Origin of the sequence: Lewinella cohaerens DSM 23179 (genome assembly GCF_000379805.1) — a bacterium.
Classification (GTDB): Bacteria; Bacteroidota; Bacteroidia; order Chitinophagales; family Saprospiraceae; genus Lewinella; species Lewinella cohaerens.
The window spans coordinates 41,933-63,799 of the sequence record NZ_KB903556.1 but is presented as its reverse complement, the minus strand read 5'-3'; the positions used below and the strand labels follow the sequence as shown (position 1 = coordinate 63,799).

Annotated in this window: 17 protein-coding genes; 12 read left to right on the top strand and 5 right to left on the bottom strand. The window is 47.7% G+C overall.

The genetic code is table 11. The features are described 5' to 3' along the window. Window positions 1-532: 532 nt before the first annotated feature. Together A3EU_RS31165 and A3EU_RS0119775 are read left to right on the top strand one after the other, a co-directional pair. Complete coding sequence (locus A3EU_RS31165) at window positions 533-2,197, top strand: DUF1800 domain-containing protein (protein WP_020537936.1); 1,665 nt, start codon at window positions 533-535, stop codon at window positions 2,195-2,197. A gap of 214 nt (window positions 2,198-2,411) precedes the next feature. After that, window positions 2,412-3,977, top strand: a complete 1,566-nt coding sequence (locus tag A3EU_RS0119775; protein WP_020537935.1) for a DUF1501 domain-containing protein — start codon at window positions 2,412-2,414, stop codon at window positions 3,975-3,977. 76 nt (window positions 3,978-4,053) lie between these two features. Here the strand turns inward: A3EU_RS0119775 and A3EU_RS0119770 are convergent, their stop codons facing one another. Further along, entirely contained in the window at window positions 4,054-4,272 is a 219-nt protein-coding gene (locus A3EU_RS0119770; protein ID WP_020537934.1) for a heavy-metal-associated domain-containing protein, read from the bottom strand. A gap of 180 nt (window positions 4,273-4,452) precedes the next feature. Here A3EU_RS0119770 and A3EU_RS0119765 point away from each other — a divergent pair, with 180 nt between their 5' ends. Both A3EU_RS0119765 and A3EU_RS31160 read left to right on the top strand, forming a co-directional pair. Continuing rightward, window positions 4,453-6,726 (top strand): TonB-dependent receptor, encoded by a 2,274-nt coding sequence (locus A3EU_RS0119765; protein WP_020537933.1) that lies wholly within the window; start codon window positions 4,453-4,455, stop codon window positions 6,724-6,726. 204 nt (window positions 6,727-6,930) lie between these two features. Then, window positions 6,931-7,827, top strand: a complete 897-nt coding sequence (locus A3EU_RS31160) for a hypothetical protein (protein WP_020537932.1) — start codon at window positions 6,931-6,933, stop codon at window positions 7,825-7,827. Window positions 7,828-8,002: 175 nt separating this feature from the next. On the opposite strand, the gene A3EU_RS33105 is transcribed toward A3EU_RS31160, so the two are convergent. Continuing rightward, window positions 8,003-8,878, bottom strand: a complete 876-nt coding sequence (locus A3EU_RS33105; RefSeq protein WP_083937499.1) for a YARHG domain-containing protein — start codon at window positions 8,876-8,878, stop codon at window positions 8,003-8,005. A 374-nt stretch (window positions 8,879-9,252) separates the two neighbouring features. Between A3EU_RS33105 and A3EU_RS0119750 the strand changes: the two genes are divergently transcribed. From A3EU_RS0119750 to A3EU_RS0119730, 5 genes are all read left to right on the top strand, one after another. Beyond that, window positions 9,253-9,870, top strand: coding sequence for a DUF2306 domain-containing protein (locus A3EU_RS0119750; RefSeq protein WP_245569380.1), 618 nt, complete (start codon window positions 9,253-9,255; stop codon window positions 9,868-9,870). Window positions 9,871-10,001: 131 nt separating this feature from the next. Next, window positions 10,002-11,966 (top strand): SulP family inorganic anion transporter, encoded by a 1,965-nt coding sequence (locus A3EU_RS0119745; RefSeq protein WP_020537929.1) that lies wholly within the window; start codon window positions 10,002-10,004, stop codon window positions 11,964-11,966. A 110-nt stretch (window positions 11,967-12,076) separates the two neighbouring features. Beyond that, window positions 12,077-12,772 carry a TetR/AcrR family transcriptional regulator gene (locus tag A3EU_RS0119740; RefSeq protein ID WP_020537928.1) on the top strand — a complete coding sequence of 232 codons (696 nt, stop codon included), beginning with the start codon at window positions 12,077-12,079 and terminating at the stop codon, window positions 12,770-12,772. A 234-nt stretch (window positions 12,773-13,006) separates the two neighbouring features. After that, window positions 13,007-13,744, top strand: a complete 738-nt coding sequence (locus A3EU_RS0119735) for a DUF1684 domain-containing protein (protein WP_425412717.1) — start codon at window positions 13,007-13,009, stop codon at window positions 13,742-13,744. Between the two features lie 91 nt (window positions 13,745-13,835). Further along, window positions 13,836-14,447, top strand: coding sequence for a rhodanese-like domain-containing protein (locus A3EU_RS0119730; protein WP_020537926.1), 612 nt, complete (start codon window positions 13,836-13,838; stop codon window positions 14,445-14,447). A gap of 107 nt (window positions 14,448-14,554) precedes the next feature. On the opposite strand, the gene A3EU_RS0119725 is transcribed toward A3EU_RS0119730, so the two are convergent. From A3EU_RS0119725 to A3EU_RS0119715, 3 genes are read right to left on the bottom strand one after another with little or no spacing between them, the layout of a single operon-like run. Next, on the bottom strand, window positions 14,555-14,983 hold the full coding sequence (locus A3EU_RS0119725) for a hypothetical protein (protein WP_020537925.1): 429 nt from the start codon (window positions 14,981-14,983) through the stop codon (window positions 14,555-14,557). Window positions 14,984-15,012: 29 nt separating this feature from the next. Continuing rightward, window positions 15,013-16,287 (bottom strand): lactate 2-monooxygenase, encoded by a 1,275-nt coding sequence (locus tag A3EU_RS0119720; RefSeq protein ID WP_020537924.1) that lies wholly within the window; start codon window positions 16,285-16,287, stop codon window positions 15,013-15,015. A 5-nt stretch (window positions 16,288-16,292) separates the two neighbouring features. Beyond that, on the bottom strand, window positions 16,293-16,667 hold the full coding sequence (locus tag A3EU_RS0119715; RefSeq protein WP_020537923.1) for a rhodanese-like domain-containing protein: 375 nt from the start codon (window positions 16,665-16,667) through the stop codon (window positions 16,293-16,295). A gap of 360 nt (window positions 16,668-17,027) precedes the next feature. Here A3EU_RS0119715 and A3EU_RS0119710 point away from each other — a divergent pair, with 360 nt between their 5' ends. The 3 genes from A3EU_RS0119710 (at window position 17,028) to A3EU_RS0119695 (ending at window position 21,832) form a co-directional block, all read left to right on the top strand. Then, the gene (locus tag A3EU_RS0119710; RefSeq protein WP_020537922.1) at window positions 17,028-19,388 is read left to right on the top strand and encodes a TonB-dependent receptor; all 2,361 of its coding nucleotides are present in this window, start codon (window positions 17,028-17,030) and stop codon (window positions 19,386-19,388) included. Window positions 19,389-19,391: 3 nt separating this feature from the next. Continuing rightward, window positions 19,392-20,309 (top strand): DUF4249 domain-containing protein, encoded by a 918-nt coding sequence (locus tag A3EU_RS0119705; protein WP_020537921.1) that lies wholly within the window; start codon window positions 19,392-19,394, stop codon window positions 20,307-20,309. A 533-nt stretch (window positions 20,310-20,842) separates the two neighbouring features. Continuing rightward, window positions 20,843-21,832, top strand: coding sequence for an MBL fold metallo-hydrolase (locus tag A3EU_RS0119695; protein WP_020537919.1), 990 nt, complete (start codon window positions 20,843-20,845; stop codon window positions 21,830-21,832). The last annotated feature ends 35 nt before the right edge of the window (window positions 21,833-21,867 follow it).

Below are 21,867 nucleotides of genomic sequence, written 5' to 3'. Positions count from 1 at the left end.
CATTGTCGATGTGGATGTAGCGCCAACAGGGCGCAGGCAGGGCCCCATAAAAGAAAAACACAAATTATTCCAGATCATAATACGAAATAGCAGACCACTGACGTTATCCCACCGAATCAGCTGCCCTTGCTGAATTCTTCACAACCCAAGCCTTGTTTTGCCTTCGTAGGCCAAAAACTAGACCCGGCACTAAGTAACGGGTATACCCACAGTTATTCTTTTTTCCCATTGAACGATCCTGATCGGCTAGTGCTGATTAGCAACTATTTCGTGAGGTTTGATTTTACGTGGCTTATTGTCAGTAATGTAAATCGTATTAAATCTCACTGTACAAAGTAAAAGGTACGCAGTACTTGATCCCGATCAACTATTGGTTGATCAAAGTCCAAGTACCCAGTACAAAGTACCCAGTACCGTGAGATCTGCTTGGTATCCATCGCTTTTAAGTAATACACAAAAGCAGACTTCACGTTCATTCCCAAAAACGAGTGGATAAGCAATCTCCCCTGCTTGTCCCATAAAAACATTGCCCATGGATCGTAATACCGCGCTAGCTGGCCGCAGGGGGCGTCAGCAGCATTCAACGATCAACACTTTTTCTGCCGTTACGACGGATTTGGAGCCGTATGCCGGCGTTTGGGAGCAAGCTCAGGCTGCTCACCTACTACGCCGGACCACCTTTGGCCCCAACAAAGCCACCCTTCAACTAGCTCTGGATCAGGGGCTGGATGCCACTATCCTCCAATTGTTTACCGATTTGCCCTTGCCGGAACCACCCCGTTATTATGATACGGAGGAAGGCGACGACCCCAATGTGCTACCGGAAGAGAGCTGGATAAACATGCCCTTACCCGAGGAAGGCAACGTGCTGCCCAACCGTAGCCGCAGCCTACAAGCCTGGACGATGGGATTGCTACTCAACGAGGAAATCTCAATTAGGGAGCAACTCTGCCTGTTTTGGCACAATCACTTTGCGATCAATAATTCGGTCAATGATCCGCGCTTTTGGTACCGTTACATCACTACGATTAGAGGCCAGGCATGGGGCAATTTCAGGCAATTGTGCAAAGACATCACCATTGACCCCTGTATGCTACGTTTCCTCAACGGTAACCAAAACGAAGCAGGGTCGCCCAACGAAAACTACGCCCGCGAGCTACTGGAATTGTATACGGTAGGCAAAGGCCCCTTCGCCGGGCCCGGTGATTATACCACCTTCACCGAGCAGGATGTGGAAGCGATGGCGCGCGTGCTCACCGGCTGGACGGATACGGCTTATCAAACTACCGACCCGGAAGAGGAGTTGACCGCCGTTTTTCAGCCCGAATTTCATGATGTGTTGCCTAAGCAGCTTTCGGCGCGTTTTGGCGGGGCAGTCATTGCTGATTTTGGCGAGGAGGAATATGCTCACCTCATCGACGTCATCTTTGCGCAAGACGAGGTGGCTCGGCACATCTGCCGTAAGCTCTACCGCTGGTTTGTGTATTACAAGATTGATGAAATGACCGAGGCGCAGGTCATCTTGCCTTTGGCGCAAATGCTGATCGACAATGATTACGAGATCGCTCCAGTTTTGCAGGTCTTGCTGCGTAGCAACCATTTCTACAGCATATTGAATCAAGGCCCTATGATAAAACACCCCATTCAGTTTGTGCTCGGCCCGATTCGGCAGTGTGGCGTGGCCTTTCCGGAAGAATGGCAAGAACAGTACGTGCTCTGGCAGCAGCTGCATGAGCTGACGGACAGGATGGATATGGCCTACTACGACATACCCGAAGTAGCTGGATGGAAGGCCTATTATCAGCAACCCTTGTTTTATCGGAACTGGATCAACTCCATCAGCTTGCAACAACGCAGCGGCTACGTCCGCAACCTGGTCGTCAATGGCTACACACCGGGAGAAATAACGCTGAGAATGGACCCACTTGCGTTTATCGCTACCCTGGAAGACCCGCTAGAGCCCAACGTGATGATCGCTGAAATAGCCACGTTGCTATTGCCACAACCTCTGGAAACCAGTCAATTGACAGCACTCAAAGAGATTTTGATCCCCGGTCTGCCCGATTTTGAATGGACGCTAGAGTACGGCAACTATCTCGGAAGTCCGGATGATGAGACGATCCGCCAAGCGGTGGAGAGCAAGCTCCAGGATTTGTTTGTGGGGCTGTTTAATATGGCGGAGTTTCATTTGTCGTAGCGCTCGTGTCGACACCTCTGATCCCGTGGTTTTTAGATTGACTGTTTTAGCGTGTATAGAATTTGTGTCCAAAGTGTCGATTATGAAGTAAAAAAGCTCTGCGTCTTTGCGCCTCTGCGCGACACAATTTTTCAGGCACACGCCCAATTTTTCCCAAAAACGGGGAGCATGATGGCATACGTTTAGCATCAATGCTCCTGCAACTATCTACAAAATGAAAAGGAGAAATTTCCTTCAAACGGCGGCGGCCGGTACTGCTGCCAGCTTACCTTTTTTTCTAAATGGTATGCCTTTGCAGACGATGGCGAAATCGGCCTTGTTTAGCAATGTTAACCCTGATAATGATAAAGTGTTAGTGTTGATTCAGCTTATTGGCGGCAATGATGGCTTGAATACGATTATTCCGCTCGACCAATATGTAGGGCTGGCCCAGGTGAGGGGCAATATTATGATTCCGGAACAGAATGTGTTGTCGCTCACCGATACGGTAGGCGTACACCCAGGGCTGAGTGTCTTGCGCTCGCTTTACGAAGAGGGCAAGGCCGGCGTAGTACAAGCGGTGGGTTACCCCAACCAAAACCGGAGCCATTTTCGGAGTATGGATATTTGGAATTCTGGCTCAGGTGCTGAAGAAACCTGGTCGACAGGCTGGCTGGGCCGCTATCTCGATAGCTATTTTGATGGTTACCCGGAAGGTTATCCCAATGAAGAACGCCCACATCCTTTTGCGATTACGATGGGCGGCAATGTATCCGAAACCTGTCAAGGCTGGGCGGCCAACTATAGCCTGACGGTCTTTGATCCATTCTCATTGAATCCGCTGCTGGAAGGAGAGGGAGGAGCCTTGCCTGATACGCCTTATGGGGATGAGCTGGCTTTTTTGCGGCATTCCATAGCGCAGACCAATGCCTATGGCGAGGTGATTACCGAAGCGGCTAACCTTGGCGCAAATACGGTAGTGTACCCGGAAACGAGTCGTTTGGCCCGGCAGTTGAAAAATGTGGCCTTACTCATAAGCGGTGGAATACAGACCAAGGTCTTTGTGGTGAGTATGGGCGGTTTTGATACCCATGCCAACCAGGTATTGGAAGACGGCCCGCTGGGTGGTGACCACGCGCAATTGCTCAAAGCGGTATCACAGGCTATGACTTCGTTTCAGCTGGATTTAGCTAATCTGGGCTTAGAAGACCGCGTACTAAGTATGACTTTCAGCGAGTTTGGCCGCCGGATTCGTTCCAATGCCAGCTTTGGCACCGATCACGGTACGGCTGCTCCGCTAATGCTCTTTGGTGCTTGTGTAAACCCACAAGTCCTGGGCGAAAACCCGGAAATTGATGGCCAGATAGGTAATTCCGAAGGTATCCCGATGCAGTATGATTTTCGGGATGTATACGGCTCTATCCTGCTCGACTGGTTTGAGGTAGAGGAAAGCCAGGTACGTAATTTACTGTACGATGATTTTACTTATCTGCCTATTTTAAACAACTGCGAATCGGTGGTGAGTACCGAAGAGCAGGACGTTCCCGGCTTGAACGTAGAGACGTTTCCCAATCCTTGCCAGGCAGGTTTCACACTGAGTTTTCAATGCCAGCGGGCGCATGTTCGCATTACGTTATTTGATGCCGTTGGGGCAGTGGTTCGTCAATTAGCGGCTAGGACGCTACCTCCTGGCAGGCACCGAATGGAAGTAGATATGAGCAAACAACCGGCCGGTGCCTACTTTGTACGTCTGCAAATTGGTCAGCAAATACAAACGAAGCGGGTGGTGAAATTGGGATAGTGTGGCTTGTGATATTGAACCATATTAAGGTCATTTAAGAGATTATAAGAAAAAACTTATATGTCCTTATATTATCTTATATGGTTCCCCCCACTTTCTCCTCAATATCAAACCCAGCATCGTCTATCGCTTCAATGATTGCTTCGCTGGTGGCTTGCCCTTCGACGGTCAGGATTTTCTCAGGATTATCGGTGTCGACGGCCCATTTTTCTATACCTGGCACTTCATTGAGGAAATTGGTCACGGAGCGCACACAGTTGCTGCAGTTGATATTGGTCTTAAACTGTTTGGTCATCTTATCTTTGTTTTTTGATAGTGTAGCCAGAATGGCTCTCTAAAATAGAATTAAGAACAGCACGGAAATAGATGCGATTTTGGTTTCCAAATAGTTGACTAAACGGTTCACTTTAAGTGTGTCAACTATTTGGAAACCTCAAAAAAAAATCGCTATTTATTTTCTGCGCAATAATAACGTATGCAAAGGTACCTTCGTTTAATACTGTTACCGATTTTCGGGGCCATGATTTTTATCTCCCTGAAAGGGCAAGAGGTTTCTACGATCCTGCTGAAGGGAAAAGTGATAGAACAGGAAACAGGAGAGGCCTTGCCTTTCGCGACTTTGGTGTTGGTAAAGGATCCCCAGCAGGGTGTTGCAACGGATATGGACGGAAGTTTTAGTTGGGAAGTATCGGCAAATACGCTTGCTGAAGTGGAAGTTAAGTATCTCGGTTTTATCTCTCAGAGACTTACGATAGGAGACATTCAGGAAAACAGCACGATAGCATTAGCTTCTGATGTTGCACCCATTGATCCAATCATTGTACGTGTCAAAATCAACTATGATGAGCTGTACTCGCCTACGGTGCAGCGCCTGGAACAAGATGCTTTATGGGGGGAGGATGCCATCAATATTGCTCGTGCTTTTGATGGCTTGCCAGGGGTGCAAATTCAGCAGGGTGCGCTCAATACCCAGCGGTTGAGTTTACGTGGCATCGGTGCTAGGACTCCCTTTGCTACGGATCAAGTACGCTTATATTGGAATAATTTTCCACTGACCAATGGTGCTGGTGAAAGTGTCCTTGAAGATATTGAAAGTGGCTTTTTGGAGATGGCTTACGTACAAACTGGCCCCGCCCCCGCAGCATTGGGTGCCAATTTGGGCGGGAGTATCCAGTTGGTGAGTAAGCAATGGAATAGGCTCAATTGGGCAACCAGTTTTGGCGCCTCCGTTGGTGACTTTGGTCGCAACCGCGAATGGGTGAATTTACACAACAGAGCAGGAAAATGGGAGCAAGACCTCAGCGTTGTGCGTAGCGCCAGCGCCGGCTATCGGGACAATAATGATTATGAAAGAGTTTCGGGGACGATCATAGGGCGAGTGAACAATTATACCAATGAAACCCTGTATTTGGTACATCTGCGGCAGATGCAAGCAGAGATCCCGAGCTCACTGAATGCCAATGATTTTGCCGAAAAACCTACAGCTGCGGCCTTCAATTGGGCATCTGTCAATGGGCGCGAAGATCAGTTGACCTATCTGTTGGGCCTACAGCACACCCACGAAATCGGAAGCCTAAAGGGCCTGGGGAAACTGATTAACCGTTCATCGGTCTTCGGTGGTCGACGTACCAATGATGAGGTACGCCCTTTCAATATCATCAATGAAGATAGCTACCAATACGGGCTGCGAACCAATTTTATCTTTCGTGATGCTCCTGCGCTCAAAGGCAGTTTTCAGATGGGAGGAGAGTTGTTTTTGGAAAATTACGACATTACGACTTTCCAAGTACTCGATGGTGGTGCTCAGGGCGATGAACTAGGTTCCCAAAATGAAAACCGCTTCTATTATTTTGCCTTCAGTCAGTGGACGGCCCGTTGGGGGAAGAATTGGAAGACCGTTGTAGAGGGTAACCTCCGTCAAACCTTGTACAGCTGGCAAGCTGTTAATCTGGACCGTGAGTTCAATTTTGATCCTGTTTTTCTGCCTAGTCTGAGTGTTTTCTATCAGCCAGCAGATAAAGGTTGGAGCATGCACGCCCGTGTAAATAGGGGCATATCTCAGCCCGACCCTTCGTCTTCCATCGACAACTCCTTCCTTAATGGTGAACCATTGCAAGCTGCTACGGGCTGGAACCGTGAAGTAGGTGTAAAATGGTATGCCAATGAGTTTTATCTGGAAATTACCGCATTTCAAATGGATTTAGAAGGTGCGCTCATACAGCGGCAGGATGAGATTGGCCGTGTGCTGTTTTTCAACGGCGGCTCGGCTCGCCATCAAGGCATCGAGTTTCGTTTTGCCAAAGGTTGGTGGCTGAATGATCACTTCTTACATTTCAAAACCAACTATACCCTGGCCGATTATCGGTTTCGAGATTTCCGGGAATTAGATGGCGATTATTCTGGCAACGATATTCCTGGTGTCCATCCACATCGTTGGCGCAGCGACCTTAGTTGGAAGGCCAATCGATGGGGGGCTTCTATCAGTTTGGATGTTGCTGCTAAGCAATGGGTGGATGATGCCAATACCACTGCGGCAGATGGCTTTTCGGTGGTGCATGCCCGCCTGTCGCATCTCTTCCCTCGCCTTGGACGTGGACTGAAAATATACGCAGGTTGTAATAATATTTTTGATCAGGCTTACGCCGGAATGGTGCAGGTAAATGCTAGTGGTTTTGGTGGTAATTTACCGAGGTATTTCTATCCGGCTTTGCCGAGGTACTTTTATGTTGGCGTAGATTATGGCTTGTAATACGCATACCTGTTGGAAGGAATCTTACAGATGCCTTTCAACTTGATTGTCATAAAAAACCTTCTCAATTTTGTTAAATCCGTTAAATCCGTGTTCTATCACGTACACTTAGCACTTGACGTTTTGCTGCGTTTAAGTTATTGTTGAGTTGACTTCAAAACCTGAATGGTGTTTGAGTGTTATGAAGGATGAAAATGAATAATTATGGAGATTCGCCGGATACCTCGCGAAGAGATTGACAAGACCAAATGGAACAGTTGTGTCCACTATGCTACCAACGGTAACGTCTTCGGTTACATGTGGTACCTGGACGCGATGGCCCGCCAGTGGGATGGCTTGGTAGAGGGCGACTATGAGTCGGTCATGCCTTTGACTTATAAAGACATGAACTGGGGACAACAGGGCTTGGTGCAGCCACCGTTGGTGAGAGAACTAGCGATCTACAGTGTGAACCCTCCATCAACTAAGCGCAACGAGGCCTTTTGGGCAGCTTTGCCAGAAGAATACAAGCAAGTAGATTTACATCTGGATGCGTTCAGTCAACCCAGGGATGAGGGCTGGGTGACAGAAGAGACCAGTAATTATTTTCTCCCCTTGTCTGATGACTATGAGGTACTCCGTGAACGCTATTCCCAAACCTTAATCGACCAATTAGAGACCGCTAGAGAAGCCGATCTCTATCCTGTTTCAAGCATCAAGCCCGAAAAGATAGCGGAACTGTTTCGTAAAATGAAAGGCAACCTCACAGAGCCGGAGTTTCATGGTCTTCAGCGGATCATGTACAATATTCTCCATCGTGGTTGGGGGTTCGCTTCCGGGGTAATGAACCGCGAGCAGGAAGTGCTCGCCGCGGAGTTTTTTATCTACAGCCACGGCCGTGTCATGAGCCTTGCTCCCGTAGAAACCGAGGCCGGTAGTAAAGTCTTTGCGAAAGCCTATCTCTACGACTTGATGATCCGCCAGCAAGCCAATAAACCCCAGTCGCTAGACTTTAATACCAGCACCCAAGACGCAGATTTTGCCCGCCACTTCGGTGCCCTCAACTACGAATACTACCGCGTACAACGCGAAAGGGAAAAAGGCTGGCGCGGCTGGTTCTAAGGTCCAAAAGTTTGTCACCACATAGGAGTACGAGATGAGGAGTGTGTTTTTTTACATATAGGCACAGAGAAGGAAGATTATTTAGTAACCTCTGTAAAAAAAACGCTGTGGCTAGATAAAATCTATGTGCCTATGTGATAGACCCCCTTGGTGTCCTTAGGTGGTTCAAAAAAATCTACCGCCCAAACTCATCATAGTACTCGTCGTAGTACGTCTCATATTCGTAGATCAGCTCAATATTTGCAATCTCGGTGGTGGTAAGCTCCCGGCGGATATCAGTTGTGACAGGCATGTACCAATCTTGTTCTTCAAAGTAATAGCGCATATCTTTTATCTTGAAGCTGTACCCGTGGCGCGCGTAAATTTCATTGCGCATGAGGCGTAATTCATCTGAATTGTAATTCCAAACATCGTCTTCGGTGAGTAACCTTTGAGAAGCTTCCGGCCACTCGCCAACCGTGGGCTGGTAGCGAAAATCCTTGGCGGCTAGTGTATAGTTCCGTGCGGTATTCCCCTTGGCGCGAAAAGGTTTCCATTCGCCCTTGAGTAGTTGCTTGGCCGGATCAATGGTGAAAGTGAAGGTGCCATCATAAGGGTCATCTCCAGGTTCGGCAAGCTCACAGGTGTAATATTCTCCTGGTTTTTGTTCCGTGACGCGACCAGTAAGCGGACGATAGTTGCCTGCACATACACTGTAACCCCTGAGTTCCTGCCCTTGTAGTTCCGTAAGGATAAGCGTGATTTGGTTGGGCCCGAAAGTGCCGGTGTAGTATCCCAGAAATTCGTTGTCAGTAATGGCTTGCCCCAATTGTTGTAGGTCTTTCTGCATAAGCTCCTGTTTGGCCGTCATGGCTGGCCCGATGGCTTGTACATTGCTGGCAAAATGAGCGGATGCCGAATTACTGGGGCGTTCTTTAGCTGGGCGGGTAGCCTCGGGTGTCGTCGTTTCGGTGGTGGGTTCCGCAGCGGTAGTATCTGCTGGCGGGTTAGAGGGGCCTCCGCAGGAAAAGAGAGCGAGGCAAAGCATTGATAGTAGAATTCTTAGGATCATGGTAGGTGAAATTTTCTAGTACTTAGTGTTGTTGAAATTCTTGATGCTAAAATAAACCATATAAGTTCATAAAAGAACATATAAGTGCCTGTTATTATTTTCTGGAATAGCTGCTATGATCCATTCTATGACTATAATTTTGATAAATTAGAAGAAATATTGAAGCGCCATTCTATCACAAACTTTGCGTAAGCGATGTGGAAGGGGGGCATGGTGAAAACCATGCCAGACAGCGATCCCGGTTTAATCGGGTGAGCTGGCCGAACGAAGAGTGAGCCCTGTAACGTAGCGCCCCTGTAACGCAGTGAAAGGGGGACGCCCAAAATAGCTAAATAACGATATCGCTAATGGGAATCAACTCAAATACTAGGCTTGTGAAGGGAGGAAAATACCTCCTCCTGGCCATTCTACTTTACTTCACTTACCGGATGGCCTTGCTCAGCTGGCCCTACCTCGCGCTTGATGATCGGGTGGCATTTCTGCGAATCAAGCAATCGGTAGTACACCTCTCGTGGTGGAAGGCGGCTTTTTATGTGCATGTGTTTACCAGTATTCTATTGCTGTTGGCAGGCTTTACCCAGTTTAGCACCCAGCTGCTAAAACGGTATCCTAGCGTACATCGGGGGGCGGGCAGGCTGTACGTCTTTGTGCTGCTTTTTCTTTCTGGTCCAGCGGGCTTATTGTTGGCTATTAAAGCAAATGGGGGCGTGTGGTCGCAGTTGGCTTTTACCACATTGGCCGTACTATGGTGGTGGTTTACCTGGCGGGCGTGGCGTAGCATTATAAAAGGCCAGATAAAGGTACATCAGGACTTTATGTGGCGAAGTTTTGTACTGACGCTTTCTGCCGTGACATTACGATCCTGGAAGTGGTTGATTGTGCTGGTTTGGGCACCGCCACCGATGGATACCTACCGATTGGTAGCCTGGTTAGGCTGGGTGCCAAATCTATTGTTGGTAGAATTGTGGATCAGAAGAAAAAAAGCGTATTGAGTCATTTTGTCTGTATAAACATGGGAAAACCAGTAAATCACGTCTTTAAAGGCACCTTTTTTTGAAAGTCGAACTTTTTTTTGAGTTAAATGTGTTATAATGGGAGTAGTTTTACTATAAAAATATTCCTATTGGCTATATCGAAAATATTCAAACTCGACTTCTCTAATATCCGTGGCGACTTCTTTGGTGGCCTTACTGCGGGTATTGTAGCATTACCTCTAGCACTGGCTTTCGGTGCCCAAACAGAATTAGGGGCTATTGCAGGTCTCTATGGTGCGATAGCCTTGGCTGTTTTGGCCGCTTTTTTTGGAGGGACAGCTACCCAGGTTAGTGGCCCCACAGCTCCAATGACGGTTGTGTCGGCAGCAGTGATTGCCAGCTGCATAACCGAATCAGGTGCAACCTCCGTAGCAGAAGCCATGCCATTGATCATAGCTACCTTCTTTTTGGCAGGAGTTTTGGAGGTACTTTTTGGCGTCATTCGACTGGGGCGCTATATCCGTTATATTCCCTATCCGGTGGTTTCTGGGTTTATGAGTGGTATTGGTGTAATCATTATCATAACACAGATTTTTCCCTTGATCGGTTACAACCCTACACAAGACCTACAACTTGTTGAGCAACGTTTACCTCATGCAGAAGAGATCATACTGGAAAAAATCTTACAGGAAGAAGAAGCGGAAGGCGTACTTAGTGGAGTTATGAGCAAGGAGGACCTGGAGGAGACGACCCGTCGAGCGCAAGAGGTAAGCGTGGAGGACATTCGAGCCGAGGCATTGAAGCAGGCCAAGCGAGAAGCCAGTGGCACAGTAGGTACTATTCAATACCTAAGCCGCCCTTTCAAAATCCCTAATGGAATCAACTGGATAAACCTGATAGTTGGGCTTTGTACCATTGTGATTATTTATGGATTTAAACGAATAACCAAAGCGGTGCCATCGTCATTGGTGGCGCTGATATTGATGACACTGGTCGTCTATTTCTTTTTCCCAGGGCAAGTACCCGTAATCGGTGAAGTAGAGTCTGGGTTGCCTTCCTTACAGCTTAATTTTTTAGGAGCGTTTGGGAATTTAGGAATGCTCGGTACGATCTTTAAATTTGCCCTTACCCTAGCGGCATTGGGGGCTATCGATTCGCTGCTGACATCAGTAGTGGCGGACAATATTACGAAAACCAAGCACAATAGCAATCAGGAATTGATTGGGCAGGGTATAGGTAACATGGGGGCAGCCCTTATTGGCGGTCTTCCCGGTGCGGGAGCTACTATGCGGACGGTTATCAACGTAGATGCTGGTGGTAAAACGAAGCTTTCTGGAATAATTGCCGGAATATTTTTACTGGCCGTTTTGTTGGGCGTAGGGCCAGTGGTTTCCTATGTGCCCAATGCGGTCTTGGCTGGGATTTTATTTACGGTAGGCGTAGGGATCATAGATTATAAAGCACTTCGTCACATCAAAGCATTACCATTGCCAGATACTATTATAATGGTGGTAGTATTACTATTGACTGTTTTTGTAGACCTACTTACAGCAGTAGGTGTTGGTATGGTGCTAGCTGCTTTGCTGTTTATGAAGAGTATTTCTGATGTCGTTGAGCACAAAACACAAACGGCGTCTTCTTCTTTACGTAATTTCTCCAGAGAACAAGCCTGGGAAGATGATGCAGATTTAATTGAGGAATACGGCGATCGTGTGTATATAAAGCACTTGGATGGTCCTCTTTTCTTTGGCTTTGCCAGTCGTTTTCAAGAAATGGTACAAGCATTGCCCAACGTGTCTATTGTCATTATGCGTATGCAGCGGGTTCCCTACGTAGACCAGTCTGGGCTATATGCAATGGAAGAGGCAGTCATGGAGCTTCATAGCCAAGAAATTGCTGTTGTGTTTACAGGCTTGCACGGGCAGCCATTGGATATGTTTAAGCGAATTAATCTTATCCCCGGGTTGGTCGACGAAAAGTACCTCTTTAAGAGTTTTCGTACTTGTTCCGCGTGGTTAATTGAAATCATGAAGGATGATCAAACCCTTAAGAATATTATAGCTGACCAGTTAGCTGACTCTATCAGAATAAGTGATGAAGTTGACGAAGTTTAAAAAAAACTGAACAAGTCTTTGGACTAAATGCTTTACAAAAAGTAAAGTAAAGCTATTTTTGTGGATAGGGATGCTGCGAACGGCAGTCACTCCTGCCAAAAAGAGACAACATGGCGATTCGAATACAGATGCAGCTAAACGAAAAATTATTCCTCCGAGACCCACAGGATACCAAACTTGGTCGGAATATTATTCGCTATAGTATTTTGCTAATTGATGATATTGGTTTTGAACAATTTACATTCAAGAAACTGGCGGAAAGGATTGAATCCACAGAAGCTTCCGTTTACCGATATTTTGAAAACAAGCACCTCTTGTTAGTCTATTTGCTGTGCTGGTATTGGGAATGGACCAAGTTTCAGTTGGATTTCAATACCAATAATATAGAAGATCCATGCCAAAAACTACGTATCGCTATTGCTACAATCGTCAATACCGCTAAGCGCAACGCAACGATTGAGTTTGTAGACGAAGACATCCTCCACAAAGTAGTAGTTGCCGAAGGCGTAAAAGGCTACCACAGCAAATCAGTAGATCAGGAAAACAAAGAAGGCTTCTTTGCTACATACAAGTCCCTGGCCGCTAAGATTGGGGGCTTTATTACCGAAATTAATCCTGGTTTTTCTTACCCACGCGCACTGGCGAGTACTCTCTTGGAAATGGCCAAAGACCATACCTACTTTGCCGAACACCTCCCACGCCTTACGGATGTTAAGGTGGAAAATGGCGACCTTAGCGAGGTAGAAGAATTACTGCTTGATTTTGCTTTTCGGCTCATCAAGCCGGAAACGGTGAATGCCACTTAACATAGCAGGAAGTATTTTGAAATCACTGGTGTAAAGTGTATGTTTACTGGCAAGGTGCTACCTCGTACCGGGTATATATATACGCTAAAACGATAAACAGTGATTTACAAAATCTCCCTGCTGCTATTCTCATTACTTCTGATCAATTCCTGGTCGTGCAAAACACAGCAGTTGGTNCAACCTCCTGTGCCTGATAATTATACCCAGGAAATCGAAGAATGGCGCTCAGCGCGAATGGCGGGCTTACTAGCACCCACTGGTTGGCTGAGCCTTATCGGTCTGCATTGGTTAGAAGAAGGCGTCAATGAATGTGGTAGTAAAGATGGTGTCCGGGTGCCTTTACCCAGCAATGCTCCGCCAGTGGCCGTCACTTATACCTTGAATGATGGACAGGTAAGTTGCGACCCCAACACGTCAGCTGGTGTGACTATGCTGTCGGCCAATAATTGCCAGCTGGAATACCAATCCTTACAGTGGCAGCTCCTGGAGCGGGGTGGTCGCCACGGCGTACGTATCCGCGATACTTTACTCCCTTCCCGAATCAGGCTGGCACCTATCGAATATTTTTCAATCAACCCTGCTTATCGCGTTTACGCTACCTGGGAGCCCAGCAATGGCCCTGATTCGGTGTTAATGCGCAATGTGCTCGATATGGAATACTATGTGCCGGTTGTTGGGAAACTACGCTTTACCCTCAACAATAGCCTGCACGAACTGACAGCCCTCGATGGTGGCCCAGATGACTTGTTTCTAATTTTTTCGGACAATACGACCGGGGAGTCTACCTACGGCGGTGGCCGATATCTGTATTGCGCTCGTGCTGGATCAGATGGCCGCACGATACTTGATTTCAACAAAGCCTACAATCCGCCCTGTGCATTCACCGAATTTGCGACCTGCTTGCTGCCGCGTGCAGAGAATTACCTGCCTGTGGAGGTTGTAGTAGGAGAGATGAATTATGGGGAGCATTAATAATTTTATTATGGGCTCGCCCACTGGTATTAGTACCGCGCTTGATCTTCTTTAAGTAGGCCTTCTGTCCGAGCGTTAAAAACAACAAAAAATGAATATTCCAAAAACAACCCTGGCCCTGATTTTTGTTCTGATCACCGCACCATGCATCGGACAAACCACCCAAAACGCAGAAACCACCACCTACCCTAAAGCCAAAGTGAGTTATGATGATTTTAAAGAGCTGGTAGCAGAAGTAGAAAGCATCAGGTCACAACGCATGATTAGCCTCAATCAATTTTTGGAATTACAGCGCGATACCAACACGATTGTATTAGATACGCGTTCCCGAGACAAGTACTTGAGTAAACACTTGCAAGGAGCAATAAATCTACCATTCACCGAATTTACCCAGTCAACACTCAGGAGGCTAATACCTGATACGACCACCACTATCTTAATTTATTGTAACAATAATTTCTCTGGCGACGATGTATTTTTCCCAACTAAAAACGTCTTGCCTGAAGGAGGTGGGAACCGAAGGTTCTTGGCCGAGCGAAAACCTATCTCCCTCGCACTAAATGTCCCTACCTACATTAATCTCTACGGTTACGGTTATCGTAATATCTACGAACTAGACGAACTTGTCGATATCAAAGATCCCCGCGTTGAGTTTGAAGGGGCCAGCCTCTTGAAAGGCTTGATACCTGTAGGTAGGAATTGATTTGGCACAAAACGTAATGGTTCCTTGTATTACCCCACTTAGTAACGATGTACATTACACCCTTACATTTCCTTAGCTCATGTTCCCACTAGAGACACTTATCGCTTTTATGGGTCACGATTTTCTACAAACCCCCAAGCCTGAATTAACCCCAAAGTGAGTAATAAGCCAATAATTGAGGCTATAACATCATAAGGGTCGTAGACATTATTCCCTCCCAAATTATGAAACTTTAATTCCTGAGATATAACATAAATTGCGACTACACTTGCCGCGATTAAATGAATGTAGGTGTCCTTAATATCACCTATGGTTTTGTCGAAGTATTGTCTCAGCTGCAATAAAATGCCTGTTGCAATAAGTGTCCCAACAATTGCTTCAATAAAATTCGGAATGGAGAGCACCATTATTTGGATAGGTATTGGCAGTTCGTTTTCTAAAACCCAAGGTCTCAGGTAAAATTTATTCAGAATAAAGACAAGGATCGATATTCCAAATAGATACCTCACATATTTCTTTATTGGTATTTCTTTCATTCTTTCTAATCGTGTGAAACCATCAACCATCAACCGTCAACCATCAACCCTTCTAACCCAATCTCCTCCACCCGCGCACAGCCGCTCAATCGCATGGTCAACTCAAAGTCGGCCCAAAGGTTTTGGAGGACGGTACTTACGCCAGCTTCGCCTGCTATAGCTAGGCCATAGGTGTAAGGGCGACCAATGCAAACGGCATTAGCGCCCAGCGCCAGGGCCTTGAATACATCGGCACCTGTTCGCACCCCGCTATCAAGCAGCAAGGGGAAGTGGTCACCGACAACCTGCTTGATGGCCGGCAACATCTCAATAGTACTCACGGCACCGTCTACCTGGCGGCCACCATGGTTACTAATGATGAGGCCATCTACACCGGCGTCCATCGCACGGCGGGCATCCTCAGGGTGGTGAATGCCTTTCAGAATGATGGGCAGCTTGGTATGCTCCCGCAAAAAAGGCAGGTCGTCCCAATTCAAAGACGGTTTTGTATAAAGGTTGATAAACTGCCTAACCGCCCGCAGTGGCCGCCCACTACGTAAGTTGCCGAAAAAGCTGCCGGGGTAGTTGTTCATCAATTGATAAATAGCCTGCAATGTCTTTAATGTAATCCGCCGTTTTGGAGAAACGAGCCCTTCTTCTTCCGGCATGTCCAGCATTTGTTGGAAAACAGGATCACTGGTGTATTGGGCAATGCCCTTGCCTCGCAAAAAAGGCAGGTAGGCCATGTCCAAATCCCGTAAGCGCCAACCAAGCATCGTGGTATCTAGTGTGACCACAATGGCTTCGCAGCCACTAGCTTCTGCTCTTTGCACCAAGCTGGCTACCAAGTCGTAGGATTTACTCCAATACAATTGAAAAAAGCGTGGCCCGGCCCCCATGGTCTTACTCACTTCTTCCATCGGCACGCTGGCCTGATTACTGAAAATGAAAGGCAAGCCTAACTGAGCGGCTGCCCGTCCTACGGCCAAGTCTGCCTCTTTATGGCAAAGATCAAGTACGCCTACGGGCGCCAAGAGGATGGGCGCAGGTATACGCTTGCCAAATAGCTCAATAGTGGTGTCGAAGGTGCTCACATCGCGTAACATCCGTGGCTGAATCCTCCACTGCTTGAAGGCCTCCCTATTGCGTTGTACGGTCAGTTCGCGGCCGGCACCTCCGGCTACGTAGGCGTAAGCTTCGGGGCTCATGCACTTTTGGGCAGCTCGTTCCAGGGCCAGTGGGTCACTAGGCACCAATGGCATCTGGCCACTAAGGCCCTGAAGGTAAATGTCACGTTGGCGTTCTACGGCGGATACAGTAGGCATAACTACTAGTTTTCTGCGCTCCACCGTTGGTAACCACCTACTAAGTTGTAGACATCTTTGAAGCCCATTTCTTCCATCATACTACAGGCCGAAGAACTGCGCCCTCCGCTGCGGCAATAGACCAAATAGGTTTTGTCAGGATCAAGTTTTTCCAGCTGCTCTTGGAAATCGGGCGCACGAAAATCAAGTTCTTGCGCACCAGTAATCATCCCTTCGGCAGTTTCTTCTGGCGTGCGGACATCGAGAACTACAACACCGCTTGTCTCCATCTTCTGCTTAAACTCAGCAACATTAAGGTCTTGAAACCCTTCGTTGGTCGTGTCTGTGTTTGGGGAAGACTGACAACTGGCCGTCATTAAGGCGAGAAGTAGGTAGCTCATTAAGCTTAGGTTTTTCCAGCTTGTTATCATTGCGTTAAAATTTGTGTTAATACAAACGGTGGGTTCTTTTCCTCCGTCTATGCAGGAGTAGATTTATTGTGTACTTACAAAATGCTAAGGAACAGGACGAAAATAAAACACGATTTTGACTTTCATAATAGTTAATCAAGCGGTTCACTTTAAGCGGGTTAACTATTTGAAAATCTTATGAAACCTCGAAGAAGAAGCGAAGCTAAATCGTGTTTTATTTTCTGCGCAATACTTAAGTACTCAAAAATCCAGGGAATTTCCCATAAAACCAACTCTGTTGGGTAAAAATAGCAAATAGACAATTGCCCATTAAAACTAAAACCTTTTTGTATGCCTAAACGCTACTTGACGGGGCTCGCCCTTCTGCTTTCCTTTTTCGCAAGGAGCCAGTCTTACACTATTAGTGGCTACCTGGAAGACCAAGCGACTGGCGAAAAGCTCATCGCTGCCAATGTCTACGATAGTTTCTCGGGGGCTGGTGCCGTTACCAATACGTATGGCTTTTTTAGCCTCACCTTACCAGCCGATTCTGTGGCACTCTCTTTTAGTTACATCGGTTATCAAAGCCAGGAAGAACGATTTGTACTTTCGGAAAACCGCACCCTCAATGTCAGTTTGTCGCCTTACGTGGAACTGGTCACTGTAGAGGTAACCGCCGAGCGCGGAGATCGCATTGAAGAACGAACCCAAATGAGTAGGGTAGAGGTGCCCATTGAACAGATTAAACGGATTCCAGCCCTTCTTGGGGAGGTAGATGTGCTTAAAGCCTTACAGCTCTTGCCAGGAGTGCAATCTGGTGGCGAAGGCCAAAACGGCCTCTATGTACGCGGCGGTAGCCCCGATCAGAATCTGGTACTTCTGGATGGTGTGCCGGTTTACAATGTAAGTCACCTTTTGGGGATTTTCTCGGTATTCAACGCCGATGCCATCAAGAATGTGACCCTTACCAAAGGCGGTTTTCCAGCTCGTTATGGCGGGCGCTTGTCCAGTGTACTGGAAATAAATATGAAGGAAGGCAACCTGCAGGAATGGCATGGCGAAGGATCCATCGGCCTTATCTCTTCCAAGCTCACCCTACAAGGGCCTATCCAGAAAGGAAAAACAAGCTTTCTGATCTCGGGCCGGCGTACTTATGCCGATTTGATCTTTAAGCCCATAATTAAGGCCAATACGCCTCCGGATGAGACGATTGATGTGGGGCTCTATTTCTATGATCTCAATGCCAAGATACAGCACAAAATCAACGACAAACACCGGGTTTTCCTCAGTGCCTACACTGGTGCGGATGTGTTTACCAACCGCTATGCTGACGAATTTGGCGCTTTTTCTGGTGGTATAGACTGGGGCAACCTGATCTCTGCGGCCCGCTGGAATTGGCAAATCAGCCCTAAAATGTTCGCCAATACTACGCTCACTTACAGCAAGTACGAGATCGATATCAGCGCAGGTAGTGAAAACTTTAACGAGAATGGCCCTGACGAGAAATTCTCGGCCCTCTACGTTTCAGGTATTGAAGATATTGGCGGTAAAATTGACTTTGACTTTATTCCCAACCCCAATCATTACCTCCGCTTTGGAGCGGGGTGGACAAATCATACCTACCGCCCAGGTGCCCTCAATTTTGAGCTTACAGATGGCGAAGACTTTAACTTGGATACGTTGATCGGTTCACAAAATAGCTACAGCAACGAGCTATTCCTTTATGTCGAAGATGACTTCACGCTGGGCCCGCTGAAAATCAACGCAGGTATTCACGCTTCTGCTTTTGCGGTAGAAGACGAGTTTTATACTTCCATACAACCGCGTGTGGGACTTCGATACCTGTTAGACAACGATTTGGCTATCAAGGCAGGCTTTAGCACAATGACTCAATACATCAACCTGCTCACCAGCGAAGCACTTTCCCTGCCTTCGGATTTGTGGGTGCCCAGTACAGCAAAAATAAAACCGCAACAAAGTTGGCAGGTCGCCTTGGGCGTAGCCAAAACCATCAATGACGATTATGAACTGAGTGTAGAGGGCTACTACAAAGAAATGCAAAACGTGATCTCCTTTAAAGAAGGCGCGAGTTTCTTGTTTGGTCTCGAAAATGATTGGCAAAGTAAAGTGACGCAGGGCGACGGCGAGTCTTATGGACTAGAGCTTTTCTTTCAAAAGAAGCGTGGCCGTACCACAGGGTGGATCGGCTACACACTTAGCTGGAATTATCGCCAATTCGATGAAATCAATAGCGGTCGGAAATTCCCGTTCCGTTATGATCGCCGCCATGATGTTTCTGTCGTCGTGAACCATGATTTTTCTGAAAAAATTGGAGTCTCAGCGGCGTGGGTTTATGGAACAGGCAATGCCATTACGCTGAATACAATCACTTATCCCAATAGTGTTTACGGCGGTGGCGGATCTCCTTTCTTCAACGAGATTGAAACAGGCGGCGAGAAGAATGCCTTCCGCATGAGTGATTTTCACCGGCTGGACCTGAGTGTTGAGTTTCGCAAACAGAAACCCAAATGGGAACGCAAATGGGTTATTGGTGTTTACAACGCTTACTACCATCGCAATCCCTACTACGTTATTGCTGATACGCAGTATGTGCGCGACGCTCAAGGCAATGTCATTGACGAAAAGCGGGTGTTTAAGGAAATCAGTATTCTGCCCATTATCCCATCTGTTTCTTACCAGTTTAAATTTTAGAAGATGAAAAATATAATCCACCTTTTTACAATAGCAGCCCTGGCACTATTTCTTAATAGCTGCGATGGAGATTCTTTCTCCCAGGTAGTCGAGATTGATGTGCCGGAGCATGATCCACGTCCGGTACTTAACCTCCAGGTTGAAGCAGGCCAGGAGGGGATACTCAATACTTTGGTCACCAATAGTAAAGGGATACTTGATCCTGAAAGCACCTACGAGCTACCTCCCGATGCAGAGGTCACGCTTTACCGCAACGGGGATGTTTTTGCGACTTTCAAATTTTCAGAATTTGATCAGCGTTATTTGGCGGGCTTAAGCGATCCTTTCCCCAATCAGGCTGGCGATACTTACCTCCTGGAGGCCAAAATTCCAGCGTTTGACCTGGTGCAAGTTAGCCAGGAAATGCCGGTCATTCCCAAAGTTGAAAATGCCACTTACGAGGTAGAAGGAACCATTGACCCGGAAGGATACAGGGTAGATGAGTTGATCGTAGATATTATAGACCAAGAACCGGGAAAGACCAATTATTATGGGCTGGATTTGTTTCAGCTTTATTATGAAATAGACCCTTTTTCAGGAGATACAACGAATATCTACCGCAGCAAAGTAAGTATCGACACCAACGACCCCCTGCTTTCTTACGGTTCGCGCTATAGCTTGATTTTTAATGACGAAAGTTTTTCTGACGGAGAGTACCAGGCACGCTGCTACACGTACTACAGTATTGGCGAAGGGGGTGGTGTGGAAGTGCATCTTTATCAACTTACGGAAGACGCTTTTTTGTATGCCCGTTCGTATGAGCAGTACCAAAACGCGATAGACAACCCCTTTGCAGAGCCAGTGACGGTACACAGTAACATCCCCAACGGCTACGGCATCTTTAGCCTCACGAATAAGGATGTTTATTTGATTGAGGATTAAGCTTTGGGGCCATGCCGGTAGGGGCGTTGCGCTGCAAACGCCCCTACGGCACCGGGCTGTTCGCTCTTACCTCCGGTACCGCTGCCATCCCTCGTCCTTAGTCCCTCCGGGCCTCGCGCTTCAGCCTCCGGCTTGCGCAATAGATAACCTACGGGCCACGGCCCGCCCATGTACCCCGCTGGCGGGGTCGATTCGCAGAATCGGGGGTGGATTCCCTCCAGTCATAGTTCGACTTGCCTGCTTCGAGGGGTATAACTCACGGCGAGTACAGCGAGCAATGTGCGACCTCCTACCGAGGTCAGGGCTAAAGATAAAAATGAGTCTCGCTCCTGTTAGTTTCCAAACTAACAGGTAGTATCCCGCTGGTCTTCGGACCAGCACTGCCAGTACTCCTCACTAAACCCCACCACCTATTTTTACGTTTCATAGTATCTATACCGATCTTAAAGCGGTTTGGGCTTTTACCCAAACTACTTAGTTGTCGGGATATCTCTATTTGCGGATAAAATTCTGCTAAAAAAATCACCCCCTCTTTGGAATACCGATACAATCCCGACCTCCCCATTATACGCCCCGATTGGCAGGGCAATCCCTATAAAGATGGCGCTTTCCAATACCTGCAAGATCCTTTCTTTCCAGAGTGGAAGACCGTCTTGCGGATGCTCATGACTCCCAACCCGCAGCGCCGCGAAAAGAAAGCCGACCAGTGGCGGCCAGCCGTCCTTCCATCTACAGATTGGATAGCCAATAAAGACCGCGACTTTTTGGTGTGGTTGGGTCATGCTTGTTTCGTGATACAACTCGGCGGTACCCGTTACATCACCGATCCGGTATTGAATGGAATGCCCATGGTGCCACGACTCGTGCATCCGCCTTTCCCAACGCCGCAGATAACCGGCGTAGATTACATCCTGATTTCACACGACCACCGCGATCATTGTGACCAAAAATCGGTACAGCAGCTCCTAAGTGCGAACCCACAAGCAAAAATCTTCACCTCCCTCGGCATGGAGCGCACAATCGGCAAGTGGATAGACGACACCCCGATGCAAACGGCAGGCTGGTACCAGCAGTTCAAAAGCCCCAGCCACGAACCCCAGTTGACATTCTTGCCCACCCGGCACTGGAGCCGCCGAGGCTTGTTTGACTTCAACCAAGTACTGTGGGGCGCATTCCTTTTTGAATACCAGGGCAAGCGCCACTATTTTGGCGGCGACAGCGCCTACCACTGGCCCTTTGCCGATACTGGCGAGCACTTCCCCGATATCGACATCGCCATGCTGGGCATCGGTGCCTACGCCCCCGACTACATGATGCAAGGTGCCCACATGAACCCGGAAGAAGCCGTACAAGCCTGGCAAGATCTGGGCGCCAAACGCTTGCTACCCATGCACTACGGCACCTACGACCTGAGCAACGAACCCGCCAGCGAACCCTATCGCCGCATCCAAAAAGCAATGGCCGAGCAAGAACGAAGCCACGATTTGATCTTGCCAGGAGTGAATGAGGTGGTGTATTTGTAAGGAGGCTTTTCGGCTGTTTCCACCAAATCAAATTC

Excerpts from the sequence above, each read along its gene's own strand:
- A3EU_RS0119770 (WP_020537934.1), bottom strand. The coding sequence starts at position 4,272 with ATGACCAAACAGTTTAAGACCAATATCAACTGCAGCAACTGTGTGCGC.
- A3EU_RS0119720 (WP_020537924.1), bottom strand. The coding sequence starts at position 16,287 with ATGCCTACTGTATCCGCCGTAGAACGCCAACGTGACATTTACCTTCAG.
- A3EU_RS0119765 (WP_020537933.1), top strand. The coding sequence starts at position 4,453 with ATGCAAAGGTACCTTCGTTTAATACTGTTACCGATTTTCGGGGCCATG.
- A3EU_RS0119705 (WP_020537921.1), top strand. The coding sequence starts at position 19,392 with ATGAAAAATATAATCCACCTTTTTACAATAGCAGCCCTGGCACTATTT.
- A3EU_RS0119710 (WP_020537922.1), top strand. The coding sequence starts at position 17,028 with ATGCCTAAACGCTACTTGACGGGGCTCGCCCTTCTGCTTTCCTTTTTC.
- A3EU_RS33105 (WP_083937499.1), bottom strand. The coding sequence starts at position 8,878 with ATGATCCTAAGAATTCTACTATCAATGCTTTGCCTCGCTCTCTTTTCC.
- A3EU_RS0119735 (WP_425412717.1), top strand. The coding sequence starts at position 13,007 with ATGGCGGGCTTACTAGCACCCACTGGTTGGCTGAGCCTTATCGGTCTG.
- A3EU_RS0119725 (WP_020537925.1), bottom strand. The coding sequence starts at position 14,983 with ATGAAAGAAATACCAATAAAGAAATATGTGAGGTATCTATTTGGAATA.
- A3EU_RS31160 (WP_020537932.1), top strand. The coding sequence starts at position 6,931 with ATGGAGATTCGCCGGATACCTCGCGAAGAGATTGACAAGACCAAATGG.
- A3EU_RS0119740 (WP_020537928.1), top strand. The coding sequence starts at position 12,077 with ATGGCGATTCGAATACAGATGCAGCTAAACGAAAAATTATTCCTCCGA.
- A3EU_RS0119775 (WP_020537935.1), top strand. The coding sequence starts at position 2,412 with ATGAAAAGGAGAAATTTCCTTCAAACGGCGGCGGCCGGTACTGCTGCC.
- A3EU_RS31165 (WP_020537936.1), top strand. The coding sequence starts at position 533 with ATGGATCGTAATACCGCGCTAGCTGGCCGCAGGGGGCGTCAGCAGCAT.
- A3EU_RS0119730 (WP_020537926.1), top strand. The coding sequence starts at position 13,836 with ATGAATATTCCAAAAACAACCCTGGCCCTGATTTTTGTTCTGATCACC.
- A3EU_RS0119715 (WP_020537923.1), bottom strand. The coding sequence starts at position 16,667 with ATGAGCTACCTACTTCTCGCCTTAATGACGGCCAGTTGTCAGTCTTCC.